The sequence below is a fragment of the Clostridioides sp. ES-S-0006-03 genome, from assembly GCF_020662275.1.
Lineage (GTDB): Bacteria > Bacillota > Clostridia > Peptostreptococcales > Peptostreptococcaceae > Clostridioides.
The window spans coordinates 195,435-212,511 of the sequence record NZ_JADGMM010000001.1 but is presented as its reverse complement, the minus strand read 5'-3'; the positions used below and the strand labels follow the sequence as shown (position 1 = coordinate 212,511).

Genomic DNA, 17,077 nt, shown 5'->3' with positions numbered 1-17,077 from the left:
AATATAATTATAAATAGTTGTACGTTGTGTTTTCTTTAATAGTTTTATTCTCTTTAATAAATTTAATTGGCGATACTCCTGAAAACTGTTTAAATTCTTTAATAAAATGAGCTTGGTCATAATATTCATTTTCATAAATTAAGTCAAGAAAGTTATTATTTTTAGAGCTATAAATAAGCTGATTACTTACCATTTTAAATCTATATATTTTCCTTAGTATTTTAGGTGTATACCCAGTATATTTTAAACAAGCTCTTTCTAAAGTTTTAATATTTATGTTCATCTCATCACAAAACAATTTTATAGTGCTATATTGATTATTGTATATAAATAAATCTAGGAGATTTATCATCTTATTTATAACCAAATTTTCATCTAATACAGATACTAATATTTTTTCTAAATGTAAAACTATATCTTCTATTGATAATATTTGATTTAATGTACTTTCCAATTTCCCAACAAAACCTTTTGATACTTGTTTTAAGTCAACAAGTTGACCCTTAAACTCTGAAATTGGTATCTTTAAAAATGGATAGAGCCCAAATGGATAAAAAGAAATACCCATAACACGTATATTTCCACGTTGAATAACAAATCCATGCTTATCTCTTATTCCATTAAAATGTATATTACTTGCATTATAATTTTGATTTTCAATCTTATATTCCATAACATCAGAAAGATTAATGATAATATCTATACTATCTGTAGGTAATAACTTATTATTTAGCAATATATTTGATTTTGTTTCAAGATACCAAATAAACTTTACCCAGGGTTTTAAACGAACATTTCTAACTGCATACCTTGTAACTGATAACATTGTAATTAACCTCTATCCTAAATTTTTTTATCATTATATACTTTATCTTTATATTATACAATATAATTTATCCTATCAAAAACTTAATCTATTCCATATCTATCTTATACATTTTTTTAATGCTTTAGAAATAGGAAGTGCTATTATAAGACCTATTAACACCTGCATTAAATTGCCTGGTATTGAAGTAAGTGGAATTATAAAATTACCATAAAGTATAACCTCTGTTACATAATATCCAAACAACATCCAAATTGATGAAACTACTACTCCTATTACATTAATCAAAAAATTTTCTCCATTCTTGCCATTTGCCCATACAATCTTTCCAAGTAAATACCCCATAATACCTCTAACTATAAATGTAAATGGAGCCCATAGAGTCCACCCAGATATCAAATCAAAAAGAGCCATCCCAATAGCACCTGATAACGCACCTTTTTTACTTCCAAATACTATTGCTGATATAAATAACATTGCTGTTCCTAAATGTACAAGACCTCCATTTATAGATATTGGCAATCTTATATTTATAAACTTGGTTGCAACAAATACTAACGCTATTAATAGTGAAGTTTCTACCAAATCTTTTGTTGTAAATTTCTGTTTAGCTGTAGCTTCCATGCCACATCCTCCTTTTATATTGTGACTAAAAATAATATTTATTAAATAAATCTACTAAACTTCCATTTGTATTAAATTCTAATGCTTTTAAACTTTTATCCAATACATTTAATATGTGAACTATTTTATCAAGACTAGCATTTTCCCCCATATGACCTATTCTCAAAATAGCATCCATATATTGATTTAATGATGTTGCAACAAGTGTATTGTAATTTTTAAGCATATAATCAGTAAGTTTTAATGCTCCTATACTTTCAGGTATTTTTATTGCTGTCACTGTATTAGAATATCCTTCTTCTAAAAACAATTCTAAACCATATTCTTCAACAGCTTGTCTTACACTAGAAGCTATTTTCTCATGTCTACTTAATACCTTTTCCACACCCTCTTCTAGTATATTGTCTAAGGCTCTATCAAGACCCATTATGTCACTTATTGGCATTGTATAAGGGAAATATTTTTTTTCGTAATATCCTTCCCATATACTTAAATTACAATAAAAACCTACTATGTCTGTTTTTCTATTTTTTATACAATTTTTTGCATCTTGACTTATACCAACTATAGTAAGACCCGCAGGTGCAGAAATAGCTTTTTGAGAACCGCCTAATATTACATCTATTTTAGATTCATCTACATTTAACCTTTCACCCACCATACCTGCCACAGAATCCACTACAGTTAAGATTCCATATTCCTTCAATAGCGGACATATCTCACTTACATCATTTAATACACCTGTTGGAGTATCACAATGAACCACTGTTGCATATTTAAAGTTATTATCCTTTTCTAAAAACTTTCTTAACTCATCAACATCTATACTTTTTGTATATTGACTTGAAAAAAGCACATACTCTCCACCATACATTTTTACAAAGTCTTTAAATCCTTCTCCATATATACCATTGTCAATTACAAGAACTCTATCACCCTTCTCTGTCAGTGAAGCACAAGCTGCTTCAAGTCCCAATATTCCTTCACCACTTAATATGTAAATATCATTCTTTGTACCAACTATATTTCCAAACTTTTCACATGTCTTCTTATAAAACTCAACAAAATCAACATCTATATCTGGGTTAGTTGTTTTCTCTGCTCTTATTAACCTTACATTTTCTCTAGTTTCTGTTGGTCCTGGTGCATAATTAATTTTATTATTCATATATATCAGCTCCTTTTTATTTTCTATACGATTATTATACAAAATTTTCATTTTTCATGGTACAATTTTATATTTTTTTAGAATTGTACCAATACATTTTTTTCTGATAACAATCTTCTGAACATTAAACATACTATCACTTACAACTTAAATTGATAAGTTATATTAATAAGAATTTTATAACAGTAAAAACAACAAAATACAGGACATATGAACATTTAAGCCACTTGCCCTGTATTTGTATATTATTAACCTATTTAACTCTATTTTTATATCTTCTATAATCCTGTTTAAAAATTAAATATAGCTTTTTATATATTTTTATTCACTATATCTTACTCTATCAATAAGAGATTCTTTGTTAAAGCTTCTTCCTATTAAATAAGTTGTTATAAATTGAGCTATAAGGATAAATACAACCATAAATAAAATTGGTACTATTGGTAATGCATATGTTGCATAAGATAATCCAGTTTTTCTTAAAAATACAACTGCAATGTATCCTAATATACCTCCAAAGACAATACTTCCTATCATCATTCTAGAAGTATAATATATAGCTTCTGAATTAAGCATTTTTACTAATTGTCTATTAGTAAGTCCAATTGCTTGAAGCATACCAAGTTCTTTTTTTCTAGTAACTATACTAGTTATCATTGTATTTACAAGATTCATAAATCCAATAACACCTATTATACCAGTTAAAGTATAGCCCATTATTTTTATAAATGAAATCATCATCTTATTTGATTCTATTCTACTATCTAAAAAATCCGCTTCTAAATATCCATTAGATTTAGCAATTTTCTTTATAGCATCTTTAACTTCTTGATATTTTCCTTCTTCAGTATATATTCCAATGGTACTTGTTGTATCATATTTCAAAGCTCTGTCTATAAAATCTTTTCCTATACCAAAACTTGGAGTTCCCATAGCTATTGCTTGAACTTTAAATTCTTTTTTTATCTCTTTATCTCCATCATATAGAGTTAATTTTATTTTATCTCCAGCCTTTACACCCATTTCTTTTGCTGTATCAAGGTGAGTAATGACTATTTCGTTTCCTGTTTGTAACCCTTCAAAATTTATTTTTCCATCTATTAGGTTTTTATTTAAATCCTTCACATCATTTTCATTTATGCTCTGTAAAAGGTCATGTTTAAACTCAACATTATAATCCTCCATCCCAATTTTTACAGAATTTCCTAATTCAGTTTTTTTGACTCCTTCTATACTCTTTACTTGGTTTAAAAAGTCTTTACCTAATGGATTATTCATTTGTAGAATATTCAAATTACTTTCAGGATTCTTGTCGCTATCCATTTCATATCCAGTAAATCTAACTTCTATATCATAAGGAAAATGCTCTCTAGCCATCTTCTCAGCATTAAAACTTTCTAAAGCAGTAGATACTGTTATAAATATAGTTCCACTTAACATAAGAGATATCAGTGTCATATAAGTACGCTTTTTATTTCTTTCTAAATTTGCTTTTGATAAATTCTTTAAATTTATATTTTTATGTCCTTTTCTATCATTTTTACCACTTATTTCATTTCCAGTATATCTTACTGCATCAACTATAGATACCTTTGAAGCTACTTTCATTGGTTTCAAAAGTGATAAAACAACAGATATAAAACTTATTACCACAACCAATAATAGCACTGGTAATTGTGATGATTTTACATCTACACCCATAAATGATTTTATTATAATATTTGCAAGTGCATAACCTAAAATTGTTCCTACTGGTATTGCTATTCCTGCTAATATAAAGCCTTCCTTAAACACTATTGCTTTTACTTGTTTTTTAGTTGCACCAATTGCTCTAAGTTTTCCAAATTCTTGTACTTTAGTAACTATTGAGATGTAGAATATATTGTATATTACCAATATACTAGACAATACAATTACTAAGCCTATAAGAACTCCTCCTATCATTGTTTCACTATCTGGTTTTAAAGCATTTATATAATTTTCATTTACAAGTATATTATTAGTATCTAATCCTATATCATTTGCAATCTTATTTAATTTTTCTTTTGCCTGTTCTATAGATAAATCACTCTTATCTTTTAATTTAACATATATATTGAAATCTTCTTGTGACATATCTCTAGTATTTTTCATATATGTTTCTGATATAATAGCAGAATAATTCTTTCCTGCTTCATATATTTCACTAGTTTCTAAGATTCCAGTTATTATAAATTCTTTTTCTATTCTTTTGTCGCTTTTATAATCATCATAAGGTACTTTTATTTTTTCACCTAATTTTTGACCATGACCTAATGCTTTTAAAGCTCCACTATCTAGTACTATTTCATTTTCTTTTGTTGGTAATTTTCCTTTTATAAATTCAAAATTATTTAATTTTAAACCCTCTTCATTCATATATGATAATGAAATGGTTGTATCATCTTCTAGCTTCTCAACACCCACTCCATTCATTTTTCCAGCTAGTTCAATATCTGCATGATTACTTAATATTTCAGCTTGTTTTTCATTTACATTTGCTAATACTCCTTGATAATTGCCTGAATACTTTATTGTATTTTCCTTTTGATATTCTCTTGTATCGACAATATAAATACCTATAGATGAAAGCATCAATGTTGAAAGTATTATAGTTATTATTATTAATATACTTTTTGATTTATTTTGTTTTACATTACTTTTTGCTATTTTAGTAGTATTAATCATTTTTGTCACCAACCTTTGACACCTTACCATCCTCTATAAATATAACTCTATCAGCCATTTGAGCTATACTATCATCATGAGTTATCATAACCAAAGTTTGACTATATTTCTTAGACATAGACTTTAGTATACTCATAACTTCATCTGATGTTTTGGAATCCAAGTTTCCAGTTGGCTCATCAGCAAGTATTATGGCTGGTCTTGTTGCCAAAGCTCTTGCTATTGCTACTCTTTGTTGTTGACCTCCTGATAATGTATTTGGTAAAACATCGTGTTTATTTTCAAGCCCCAAAGATTTTAAAAGGTCTTTTATAAATTGTTCATCCACAGTTCTACCATCTAGACCGATTGGTAATACTACATTTTCCCATACATTAAGAGATGGAATTAGATTGTAGCTTTGAAATATAAAGCCTATTTTTCTTCTTCTAAATACGGCAAGTTCTTCTTCTTTCAATGTAAATATGTTTTTATTATCAATGTATACCTTGCCAGATGTAGGTATATCGAGACCACCTATCATATGTAACAATGTACTTTTTCCAGAACCAGATTTACCTATTATAGCTACAAATTCACCTTCATTTATTTCTAAATTTACATCATCTAAAGCTTTTACTAAACTTTCTCCTTCTCCATAATGTTTTGATAAACTTTCAGTATATAGTATTTTCATAAAATTATCCCCTCACTCTAAGTTATGTTGCTCCTTAATCATCTACTTCTAATTTGTGGAGCTGTTTATACTTATATAATATATGTAGAGGATTACATTCTCCTTTCAGTAAACATTACATAGTTGTAAGAAACAAAGAAAACTTACTTCCTTTTCCTAGATTAGAAGATACCATGATATTACCACCTTGTTCTTCCAAAATTTTTCTACTTAAATACAATCCTACACCACTACCTTCTATAGATTCAATTTCTTCATCTGTTCCTCTATAAAAACGTTTAAATATGTTATTAAATTCATTTTTTGCAATTCCTCTACCATTATCCTCTATTATGATTTTAAAATAGTTTACAGTCTCTTCTATGGATATATTTACTTCTCCATTTCTTTCTGTATACTTAACAGCATTGTCTAATACATTAAAAATACTTTCCTCAGTCCATTTTTTATCGTGAGGTATAATTCTACTATTAAATTCATTTATTTTTAATGTTATATTTTTAATTCTCGCTTTAGGAGTTATACTTTCTATAGCATTTAAAATAGTACTTTTTATGTCATTATCTTCTTTTTTTATGCTTATCATACTAATCTCTAGTCTTGATATGTTAACTAAAGAATTTATTAAATTTTCCAATTTATTTATAGAATTTTTATTAGTTAATAAAAACTCATGTGCTTCATCTTCGTCTAAGTCTTCTTCTATAAGTAATGTATTATATAATTTTAATGATGCTAAGGGAGTTTTTAATTGATGAGAAATGTCTGTTACTAATGATTTTACACTTTCCTTTTCTTTTTCTAATTTAATAAATTTTATCTTTAAACTTCTATTTAACTCATACAGGCAATTGTTAATCTTACTAAATGTACCCTCTTTAAAATACTCATTATATTCTACCAAATAACCAGAATTATCTAACTTGCTACCTTCTTTTAAATAATTTTCTTGTGCCATTTGCTCCACTATAAAATAAATCTTGCTTAATCTTTTGTTTATGTATCTTATAAAATAATATATTATTCCTGTAACGGCTATAAACATTATTAAAAAAACAAAAATTGATTCTTTAAAAAAAGATTTTAAATATATGCCAAAGTTTTTATCATTTGACATTTTATTTTCTAGCCCATATCCAAATTTTTCAAGTGCTTTTTCTCCAACCTCTGCATTACTATAGTCAAAATTATAAATAGACTTTACTATATCTACCTCATCATCTGGATATTTTTCAATCAACATACCTGCCATACTTTGAGTATTTTTTATTTGATGTTCATATAAAACATATAGTCTATTATATTCAAAAAATATAAATGCAAGTGTTACCACAAGCATGGATAAAATAGAATATATAACAGCCTTTTTCATTATATAGTCCTCTTTAATACTAAAATTTTCTTTGGTATTTATATCTTTTAACATTTTTTTATACTCCTTTCACCCCATATATATCCAACTCCTCTTACTGTTTTTATATACTTAGGTTCAGAAGGATTCTTTTCTACTTTTTGTCTAAGTCTTCTTATATTTACTGCAACTGTATTATCATCTACAAAATTACCACTACTATCCCATAAAGATTCTAATAGTTGTTCTTTGGTCAAAGCTTGCATTGAATTTTCCATCAAATATCTTAATAGTTTAGTCTCTGTTTTACTTAAAATTATTTCTTCTTCCTTGTCATCATTTTTTATAATCAGTTTATTTTCTATATAATAAAAAAACAAATCATCACAAACCAGTAAAGTGTAATTTTTTACTGTATTTACCCTTTTCATAAATGCATTTACTTTTGAGATTAATACCATCAAACTAAATGGCTTTGTAATATAATCATCTGCACCTAAATCATAACCTGTAACAATATCCACTTCTTCATCAAGTGCTGTAAGCATTATTATATAAACATCACTTTTCTTTCTAATCTCCTCACAAAAATCAAACCCACTTCCATCTGGTAAACCTATATCAGAAATAATTAAATTTATATCCTCTTTAAAAAAAATACCTCTTGCCTCTTCTATACTAAATGTATTAAAAACATTGTATCCCTCTTTTTTTAATTTAAAGCTAATCCCTCTATTTAAAGATTTATCATCTTCTAAAAGTAATATATTATTCATGTTTTTCTCCTCCATTATTATGTATACTAGCTAAATTATATCATACTAACTAAGCCATTTTATTTGACAATTTATAAATATTTTTTAATCATCAAGAAGATTTTACACACTTAGATAATAAAATAAACATACCAATGATAAGTTAATAATATATTTGTTTTTAATCAAGGGTACAATTATTGATTCGATATTACTATACATAAATAAAAAAACAAAGGTAATCCAGTATTTAAACATCCAATTACCTTTGCTTAGGTTTGTATTTTATATAATAATCAATACCTATTTATCAATAAATAATTATTAATTCTATTTTATTATTGATTTTATTACTAATTTCATTTTACTTTTTTATTTTTTAAATTTATCTGATTATTATTTAATAAGTAAATTAAAACACTCGAAGCTACAAATATAAACATACTATCTTTGATACCTAAATCGCCTGTTTTAGGAGATTTTTCTTTAATTTCTGCTTTAGATGCTTTTATATTAGAACTTTCTCTAGCTTTCATTTTATCTAAATTTTTACGTTTATTCTCATTTGAGTTTTTAGTATCCTCATTATTTGCACTGTCTTCACTATCATTTAAATTATCTTCATCACCATTTAATACTAAGTTACTCTCATTACTTTTAATTATCAATTCTTCCTTAGTTTTAATGCTAATTCTTCCATCTACACTCTTGCAGATTTCTTTTTTATACTCTATATACTCAATTACTGCGCTTTCTAAACTTCCAAAATCTTCTAACATTGGTTCTTTTGATAAGCAAGGAAATTCATCTCCACCTAGTGCTATATAATCATTGGTTGCAACTGTATACTCTTTATTCATGTCAAGTGATTTTCCATCTTTCATAATACCAGTTATTTTTTCTCCTTCTTTCTGCTTTGGGTCAAAATAGTATGAGATTCCACCCACTTGTAAAAAGGCTGAATTTTTTTCTGGATACAGTTTTACTCCATGTTCTAAAACACTTTTAATTTGTTCTCCTGTAAGTTTTTTAGTAACTATAGTATTGCTAAAAGGGAATACATCTGCAATACTTCCTATTGTTATATCCCCTTTTTCAATTGTATCTCTTATATTCCCCCCATTAAATAGCGAAATATCTGCTTTAGTTTTATCTAATAAGATATCACCTATTAAATTTCCTAGATTCGTTTCTTTTGTCCTTACATTTTCATATGAGCCATCTAGAGTATTTTTTGTTACTCCTATCACTTTATCTAAAACTTGTTCCTGCTGTTTCTTTATTTCACCAATCTTTTCACTTATGTTAGAATCAAGCTTATACTCTAATGCTTCTTCTTTTTCAATTAATCTTGCTGATTTATTTTCTATTTTTATATGTTCTGTATCATTAGTATCCAATGTTAACTTTACTTCACCAATATGTTCTAGATATTGCCCTGTGCTTACAATCAGTGTATCACCAACCTGTTTACCATTTTCAAACTTAGTATGGCTATGACCATCAATAATTAAATCAATACCATTAACTTTATTTGCTATATCTATACTATTTGGCTTACTTAAACTATTAGTTCCAATATGTGATATTGCAACTATTACATCAGAACCTTTTCTTTTTAATTCATTTACTTGCTCTTTTGCACTTTCTATAGGATTTCTAAACTCTAATACTTCTACATTTTTAGAGCCTGTCTTACTTTTTGTTTCTTGGGTTGTAAGCCCAAAAAATCCTATTTTTATACCATCTATTTCTTTTATATCATTACTGTCAAATATGTTCTTATCATCTTCAAATATATTTGATGCTAAAAATTTTAAAGTTTTATCTCCTGAATTAGCAATTTTAGATAGCTCTAATAATCTATCCTTTCCATAATTGAAGTCATGATTTCCTGGAGTAATATAGTCATATCCAACACTTTTAATTAATTTAATTGCATCTTCACCTTTATTCATATTTACTATTGGTAACCCATGTAAGCAATCTCCTGCATCTACTAAAATTGAATTTGGAGTTTCCTTTTTTAATGTAGCTAGATTACCTATTTGTATATATTCATCACCTTCAGCATATCTTCCATGTATGTCATTAGTGTGAAAAATGGTTATTTCTTTAGATGAGTTTTCTATTTTGTGCTTAAAGTTATTTAATTGTTCTACACTTTTATAACTTTCTTCAAAACTCTCTAGTCCATAAGAAATAAAACTCTGGCCTGTTGTAATTAGAATTATAATTACTAAAATTAAATATCTTCTAATTTTCAATATAAGTTATCCTCCTAAAATTAGTTTCAGCTTTAAAATAAGACTCTTATTTTAAGATAAAGCTTTTTAGATAAATATTAGAATATATGAAGTTAATCATTTCGATTTTAATATTTATCTATCAATTTAATTTTGTCCATATCCAACAAGTTTTAATCTAGTTACATTTTTTCACACTTATATTTTCATTTATTTTATATGTATTTTTTAGAACCTTTTTAGCTGGTCTCTTTTAAAAGTCCATTGAGGAACTGTTAAATCCCCCTCAAAATTCAAGTTATACCAAGGACTTAAATTTGGTTGTTTACGATTAATAAGAAGCTGAGTTTGTTGAGCAGGCATATAACTTTGAGCTATCATAAAGACCTTTTCTCCGGTTTTTTCATTTTCTGCCATATCCATAATTATACTTGCATGTCCTGGACTGCCTCCAACTATAAAAACATCCCCTATTTTCATATCATCAAGTTGCACAGGTTTTAATTCTTTTTCAAGTGATAAAGTGCCTGAATAAGCAAATACTATATCCATAAATTTTCTAAAACTATCATATGATGTTGAATATTCACTTGCTTTATACCAACTTGAACCACTATCTTTTACTGAAATCCTATATCCTTCTGCCCATTTTGAATACTTAGCCTTAAAACCATCCACAAAGTCAAAGCTTATTTCATCATATCTCTTATTCTGATACAGGTATTCTGCTCTCATAAGCATAATTGCATCTGCACATTGATGCAAATCTCTATCACCAATATTGACATCGAATACACTATCATAGATACCTTTTGATTCCTTAGTTCTACCATCGTAATACTTAACTTTCTCACCATAATTTTTCAACTTAGTATTCCTCAAAAAACTTTCGAAGCTACCTTTTTCTACATCAACCCTTTTAAATCCTTTTGGTGGCTCATACCTATCTTTTAATATATTTTCATCTTTATGTACTACGATAGATTGCTCTTCTTTTTTAGAATTTTGAATATGGTTAGAACCTTCAACTGTTTTTTTACTTTCCCCATTACTGCATCCAACTAAAGTCAACATCATCAATGATAAAATAGTAATTTTCTTTGACAGTTTCATTAGATTTACCTCCTATAAATTTTTCAAAAATAAATGCAAAGTTACACTTATAGAGTTCTTGTATACTATTATACAAAATTTCTATTTACTAATATTTCTTGACTCAAATGCACATTTATTGTTGTATTTAATGTTAAAATAATTATAATAGGATATCATAATAAAAACAAACAACAGATTTGTGTTAATTTTAGAAAGGGGAAAAAATGATAGATTTAACTTTACTTGGATGTGGTGGAAATGTACCCATGCCACATAGATTTTTGTCTTCTGTATTCATGAATTATAAAGGCAGAAAAATACTAATTGATTGTGGTGAAGGCACTCAAGTATCTATGAAGTTGAAAAAATGTGGCTTTAAAGATATAGACTTGATTTGTATAACACATTTACATGGTGACCATATATTTGGACTTTTAGGGCTTCTATCAACGATTGGAAATAGCGGTCGTACAAGTGATTTAACTATAGTTGGTCCTATTGGAATAATTGATTGTATTCGTTCTATGAGAAATTTAGTAGAATACATACCCTATACTTTAAAAATTATAGAAAATCCTCAAGGTAGTTTTTCTTTAGATAATGAGTATTTGAAAAACATAGAGATTTCAACAATCCATTTAGAACACTCTATAGAGTGTATAGGATACAGTTTTAATTTTAAACGAAATCCTAAATTTGATATAAATAAAGCAACTCAAAATAAAGTTCCTAAAACAATATGGAAAAATCTTCAGGATGGTCAAAGTGTAGTTTTAAATTCAAAAAAATACACTCCAGACATGGTTTTAGGAGAACCAAGAAAAGGAGTTAAAGTAAGTCTTACAACAGATACAAGACCTATAGACTCAATACCTAACTTTATAAAAGATAGCGATTTATTTATATGTGAAGCTATGTATGGTGATGATTTAGATATTTCAAAAGCTGTCAAAAATAAGCATATGACTTTTAGAGAAGCTGCAAACCTTGCAAAACTAGGAAATGTTAAGCAACTTTTATTGACACACTTTAGCCCATCATTAGATATGCCTAACATGTACTTAGAAAATGCTACTAATGTTTTTGAAAATACGATTATTGGTGAAGATAGACTTAGCTTACACTTAAATTTTGATGAATAATTAATTTTACAGCTTTAGTAAAAATTATACTTAATAAAAATTTAGGAATGAACTTACCTTAGATAAAATTATTTTAGGGTAAACTCATTCCTTTAATATTTATTACTGTTATTTAATTTATTAATAGTTACTTAATTATTAATAGTTATTTAGATAAAATTATTTAGATACATTTCCAGCTACATTTAATACATCCCAGGTTCTTGCAAATGGTGGAGCATAACATAAATCTAACATCCCAAGTTGACTTGTGGTCATTTTTCCAAAGATAGCAGCTGCCAACACATTAGTTCTTTGAACAGCATCTTTAAAACCAGCTACTTGTCCACCTAAAATAACTTTTGTCTCTGCATCGTAAATAAGTTTTACATATATTTTATTTCTTCCAGGATAATAGTGAGTTTGATTATAATCAGAAATAAATTTGGATTTGAAGTTTAATCCCAAATCACTAGCTTGTTTCTCTGTAATTCCAGTTGAGGCAGCCTCCATATCCATAACCTTTATACAACTTGAGGATAGAGAACCTTGATAAGAAACTTCTTTACCTGCTAAGTTTTCTCCTACTATCCTACCTAATTTATTTGCTCCAGTTGCTAAAGGTATATATGCATTTTCATTACTCACTATATTCTTTATAGTTGCACAATCACCAGCAGAATATATATCTTCAACAGAAGTCCTGCCATATTCATCAACTACTATAGCTCCATTTTTTAATGTTTTTATATTTGTATTTTGTAAAAATTCCGTGTTAGGTTTTACACCAGTAGCAATTATCACAACATCTGTATCTATTGTGCCTTTATTTGTTATTACTTTTTCCACTTTATCTTTTCCAGACAATTCTACAACTATCTCATCCAAATGCAATTTTACATCGTGATTTCTTATTTCATCCTCTAAGACATCTGTAATTTCCTTATCAAATACTTGTGGTAATACTCTCTCTTCCAATTGAACTACATGTACATCTTTACCTAATTTTTTGCATGCTTCAACTGCTTCTAATCCTATAAATCCAGCACCTATTATTGTTACTTTTTTTATTTCTTTTCCACTTAATAATTTTTTTAGATATTCTCCATCATATAGGCTTTTTAGTGTAGAAACATTTTTTAAATCTATATTTTTTATAGGAGGCAGAATGCTTCTTGCCCCAGTTGCTATCATCAATTTATCATAGTAATCTTCGTATATCTCATCTGTTTTTACATTTTTTATTTTTATTTTCTTAGACTTAGTATCAACTGCAACAACCTCTCTAAATATATTTAAATCAATGCCCGATTCTCTAAGTTTTTCAGGTGTTCTGGCCAATAAATCATTAGCATCATCAAAAAAACCACCTACAAAATATGGCAACCCACAAGCTCCAAAAGACACTATTTCAGTTTTTTCATAAACTACAACCTCGTATTCAGGTTTAATTCTTTTTAATTTCGCTGCAGCACTCATACCAGCTGCAACACCACCAATTATTATTACTCTCATTTTATCTCTCCTTAGACGTCTAATTAATTTCTCTACTTAGTTTAAACTTTTCATTTAATATCTATTCTATGTATATATTTTCATGATAATTTTAGTTATTTTTTTAACATCTTTTTATTTGAAATCAAATTTTATAAAAGTTGTTCTTACATCCATTAATCTAATTCAAAGTCTTTAAACATATATTATACCCCCTTTTCATCTATTTAATCATATTTTGATAAATTAAATTATTTTATTCTATCTCGGTAAATTGTGATATAATATTGACATTTTTTTAATATATTGATATCATTTAAGCTTAGAAAAATTTATTTTTAGACAAAGGAGAAAAAATATTGGAAAACTCATTCTTATCACAATTTCTTATGATTACAGATTTTAAAACGATTTTTTTCATATTATTACTTATAGGTATATTTTTTATTGTTAGACAATTTGAAAAGAAAAAAATCAAATTTTCATTGAGAACAATATATGCTACAATAATTGGTCTTATATTGGGAATTATTATTCAAGCTTTTGCTGGTTTTCCTACTGATACAACTCAAATTACTTGGTTACAAGAAGTAAGCAAATGGTATAGTTTATTTGGTTCTGGATTTATGGACTTATTAAAAATGTTAGTAATACCTTTGGTTTTCTTATCAATTATAAAAGTAATTATTAACATGAAAGATAATAACCTTGGAACTTTGACATTTAAATCTTTAGGAATGCTCCTTATTACTACGGCTATAGCAGCAATTGTTGGAATTGTTGTTGCAAACACGATGAGATTAGGAGTAGGAGCTGATTTATCCAGTTTAGGTGGAAATCAAGAGCTTAAGGAAATAAACTCTCTTGTAGATACTTTAAGAGGATTATTACCATCAAATCCTGTAATGGCTATGGCAAATGGAAATATTGTAGCTACAATAATATTTGCTACATTTATAGGTACCTCAGTAAAGAGATTAAGTAAAAAACATTTTGAAACTATAAATCCATTTATAGATTTTATAGAAGCATCTTACAAGATAATTGTTAGTGTATCTATGACTGTTATCAAATTTATGCCTTATGCTGTAGTTGCACTACTTGCTAATACAATAACTTCACAAGGTATTAGTTCAATAATTTCTGTTTTATATTTTATATTAGCTCTTTATATATCAGTTGCAATATTATTTGTTATACATTTAATTTTTATAACTTTAAATGGTCTAAATCCTATTACTTATATAAAAAATTCAACTGAAGCTCTACTTCTAGCATTTACTTCACGTTCTAGTTTGGGAACATTACCTGTTACGATAGAAAGTTTAGTACAAAATCACGGAGTTGATGAGGGTGTATCAAGCTTTACAGCAAGTTTAGGTGCAAACATGGGTATGAATGGTTGTGCTGGCATATATCCTGCTTTAATGGCTGTTACTCTTGCTAATATGGCTGGAGTAAATATGGATATTAGTTTTTATGTTATGCTGTTAATTGTTATAACAATTAGTTCACTTGGAATAGCAGGTCTTCCAGGAACTGCTACAATAGCTGTTTCAGTTGTTATTTCTGGAGTAGGTCTTGGCTCTTATTTCCCACTAGTTGGTGGAATACTTGCAATAGACCCTATACTAGATATGGGACGTACAATGATAAATGTCAATGGTGCTATGGTATCTTCAATTACTGTAGGTAAGTCACTTGGAAAAGTTGATAAAGAAGTATTCAATAAGAAAAACATTTCTTAAAAAATATTATAAAAATAAATGGCTAACATAGTACAAAGTTAGCCATTTATTTTTTATTTTATTTACAAAATGGAAAAAATTCTTTTGTAAGGTTTTGAGGATATACAGATATAAAAACAAAGTCATAATCTTGAGACTTTGCATATTCTAATATATCTCCATCATAGTATCTAGGGTCTATCATATCCATAGTTGAACAAACAGAAGAAAAGAATGCTGCTGTTGGTACAATTAATGAGTCCTTAACAAATAACACTTTTAATCCTTCTGGATTTTCTATATTTTTAATTTTAACTAGTGGACGATTCCCCAATAAGTATGTAAAATATTTATCTGATTGTCCATCCATTAAATTAAGGTCAGCATTAAAAGGGTATGATAATATCAAACTCTCTTCAAACCTTCCTTTTAATTCAAATTTTTGAGATTTAGAATCTGTATAGTATGTATAATTCGTCTTAAATTTAGGATAAATTAGTGTAAAATCATCTATTCCACCATATAAAATTCCCGTCTTCCTTCCCATAGAACCAAGAAATGACCTAGGATATACAATCGAATTATAGTTTTCTTTATCTCTATAATAATAATTTTCATCTAATTTCATGTTATATTTTTTATTAAGCTGTTCAATCAATTCTCCAAATGCCCAAAAAGAAGTCTCTACTTTCCAATGGTGGTCTGTTTTAAAGAATAACTCATCTTTTGAAATACCACTTTTTAAAATATTTTTTCTAAAATCTATATAGTCAACATTATCATTTTTTAGTTCATTTAAAAAATTATCTGCTGTCTCATTACTATAGGAATAAGGTATGCCTTTAGGAAACTGTGTTACTCCTTTTATATATTTATCTGGAGTCATTAAATAAACTAATTTAGTATTTTGTTTATCCATTTCCTTAGAGAACTTACTTACTCTGTCTGACAATACATCAACTTGATTTGGAGATTTAGCAAAATATGTGTAATGCATTTTGCCAGAAGTATCTTTCACAACACTAAACTTTGAAAATTCATTTTTACCCATTAGTTTTTGCAAATATCCATAAGTTTCAATAAAAGTATTTTTATATATCACTTTGTCATTTACTGTATTATCAATAGACGATATAGTATCCTTTAAACTATTCTTATCATTAATTGATTTTTTTATTTCTTGTATCATATCTTTTCCAGAATAACAGATATTAGAGATAGAGAAGGTGAATAAAACAACTAAGAATATAATTGTAGTTATTAGCCTTACTTTAAAAAATCTATTCAT

Annotated in this window: 13 protein-coding genes; 2 read left to right on the top strand and 11 right to left on the bottom strand. The window is 27.3% G+C overall.

Going from position 1 to position 17,077, the window contains the following annotated elements:
* Positions 1 to 7 precede the first annotated feature (7 nt).
* From IR151_RS00920 to IR151_RS00880, 9 genes are all read right to left on the bottom strand, one after another.
* The gene (locus tag IR151_RS00920; RefSeq protein WP_227432516.1) at positions 8 to 826 is read right to left on the bottom strand and encodes a helix-turn-helix domain-containing protein; all 819 of its coding nucleotides are present in this window, start codon (positions 824 to 826) and stop codon (positions 8 to 10) included.
* A gap of 99 nt (positions 827 to 925) precedes the next feature.
* Complete coding sequence (locus tag IR151_RS00915) at positions 926 to 1,450, bottom strand: ECF transporter S component (RefSeq protein ID WP_227432515.1); 525 nt, start codon at positions 1,448 to 1,450, stop codon at positions 926 to 928.
* Between the two features lie 25 nt (positions 1,451 to 1,475).
* Complete coding sequence (locus IR151_RS00910) at positions 1,476 to 2,618, bottom strand: pyridoxal-phosphate-dependent aminotransferase family protein (protein ID WP_227432514.1); 1,143 nt, start codon at positions 2,616 to 2,618, stop codon at positions 1,476 to 1,478.
* Positions 2,619 to 2,939: 321 nt separating this feature from the next.
* On the bottom strand, positions 2,940 to 5,324 hold the full coding sequence (locus IR151_RS00905) for an ABC transporter permease (protein ID WP_227432513.1): 2,385 nt from the start codon (positions 5,322 to 5,324) through the stop codon (positions 2,940 to 2,942).
* Positions 5,317 to 6,000: an ABC transporter ATP-binding protein gene (locus tag IR151_RS00900; RefSeq protein WP_227432512.1), complete on the bottom strand. Its 684-nt coding sequence runs from the start codon at positions 5,998 to 6,000 to the stop codon at positions 5,317 to 5,319. Before IR151_RS00900 ends, IR151_RS00905 begins: the two co-directional genes overlap by 8 nt.
* A 115-nt stretch (positions 6,001 to 6,115) precedes the next feature.
* Positions 6,116 to 7,426 carry a sensor histidine kinase gene (locus tag IR151_RS00895; RefSeq protein ID WP_227432511.1) on the bottom strand — a complete coding sequence of 437 codons (1,311 nt, stop codon included), beginning with the start codon at positions 7,424 to 7,426 and terminating at the stop codon, positions 6,116 to 6,118.
* The gene (locus IR151_RS00890) at positions 7,420 to 8,127 is read right to left on the bottom strand and encodes a response regulator transcription factor (protein ID WP_227432510.1); all 708 of its coding nucleotides are present in this window, start codon (positions 8,125 to 8,127) and stop codon (positions 7,420 to 7,422) included. The genes IR151_RS00895 and IR151_RS00890 overlap by 7 nt, the downstream gene beginning before the upstream one ends.
* Before the next feature lie 338 nt (positions 8,128 to 8,465).
* Positions 8,466 to 10,373: a bifunctional metallophosphatase/5'-nucleotidase gene (locus IR151_RS00885; RefSeq protein WP_227432509.1), complete on the bottom strand. Its 1,908-nt coding sequence runs from the start codon at positions 10,371 to 10,373 to the stop codon at positions 8,466 to 8,468.
* Positions 10,374 to 10,580: 207 nt separating this feature from the next.
* Positions 10,581 to 11,465, bottom strand: coding sequence for a DUF4846 domain-containing protein (locus IR151_RS00880; RefSeq protein ID WP_227432508.1), 885 nt, complete (start codon positions 11,463 to 11,465; stop codon positions 10,581 to 10,583).
* Positions 11,466 to 11,671: 206 nt separating this feature from the next.
* Between IR151_RS00880 and IR151_RS00875 the strand changes: the two genes are divergently transcribed.
* Positions 11,672 to 12,589, top strand: coding sequence for a ribonuclease Z (locus IR151_RS00875; protein WP_227432507.1), 918 nt, complete (start codon positions 11,672 to 11,674; stop codon positions 12,587 to 12,589).
* 159 nt (positions 12,590 to 12,748) lie between these two features.
* On the opposite strand, the gene IR151_RS00870 is transcribed toward IR151_RS00875, so the two are convergent.
* A complete protein-coding gene (locus tag IR151_RS00870) occupies positions 12,749 to 14,083 on the bottom strand; it encodes a CoA-disulfide reductase (protein WP_227432506.1) in 1,335 nt (444 codons plus the stop codon).
* Between the two features lie 338 nt (positions 14,084 to 14,421).
* Between IR151_RS00870 and IR151_RS00865 the strand changes: the two genes are divergently transcribed.
* Positions 14,422 to 15,810: a cation:dicarboxylate symporter family transporter gene (locus IR151_RS00865; protein WP_227432505.1), complete on the top strand. Its 1,389-nt coding sequence runs from the start codon at positions 14,422 to 14,424 to the stop codon at positions 15,808 to 15,810.
* A 58-nt stretch (positions 15,811 to 15,868) separates the two neighbouring features.
* Here IR151_RS00865 and IR151_RS00860 read toward each other — a convergent pair whose 3' ends face one another.
* Positions 15,869 to 17,077: an alginate O-acetyltransferase AlgX-related protein gene (locus IR151_RS00860; protein WP_227432504.1), complete on the bottom strand. Its 1,209-nt coding sequence runs from the start codon at positions 17,075 to 17,077 to the stop codon at positions 15,869 to 15,871.

Bases quoted from the DNA above. Each gene is read 5' to 3' on its own strand.
- IR151_RS00915 (WP_227432515.1), bottom strand. From the start codon at position 1,450: ATGGAAGCTACAGCTAAACAGAAATTTACAACAAAAGATTTGGTAGAA.
- IR151_RS00895 (WP_227432511.1), bottom strand. From the start codon at position 7,426: ATGTTAAAAGATATAAATACCAAAGAAAATTTTAGTATTAAAGAGGAC.
- IR151_RS00875 (WP_227432507.1), top strand. From the start codon at position 11,672: ATGATAGATTTAACTTTACTTGGATGTGGTGGAAATGTACCCATGCCA.
- IR151_RS00890 (WP_227432510.1), bottom strand. From the start codon at position 8,127: ATGAATAATATATTACTTTTAGAAGATGATAAATCTTTAAATAGAGGG.
- IR151_RS00900 (WP_227432512.1), bottom strand. From the start codon at position 6,000: ATGAAAATACTATATACTGAAAGTTTATCAAAACATTATGGAGAAGGA.
- IR151_RS00910 (WP_227432514.1), bottom strand. From the start codon at position 2,618: ATGAATAATAAAATTAATTATGCACCAGGACCAACAGAAACTAGAGAA.
- IR151_RS00880 (WP_227432508.1), bottom strand. From the start codon at position 11,465: ATGAAACTGTCAAAGAAAATTACTATTTTATCATTGATGATGTTGACT.
- IR151_RS00870 (WP_227432506.1), bottom strand. From the start codon at position 14,083: ATGAGAGTAATAATAATTGGTGGTGTTGCAGCTGGTATGAGTGCTGCA.
- IR151_RS00920 (WP_227432516.1), bottom strand. From the start codon at position 826: ATGTTATCAGTTACAAGGTATGCAGTTAGAAATGTTCGTTTAAAACCC.
- IR151_RS00905 (WP_227432513.1), bottom strand. From the start codon at position 5,324: ATGATTAATACTACTAAAATAGCAAAAAGTAATGTAAAACAAAATAAA.
- IR151_RS00860 (WP_227432504.1), bottom strand. From the start codon at position 17,077: ATGAATAGATTTTTTAAAGTAAGGCTAATAACTACAATTATATTCTTA.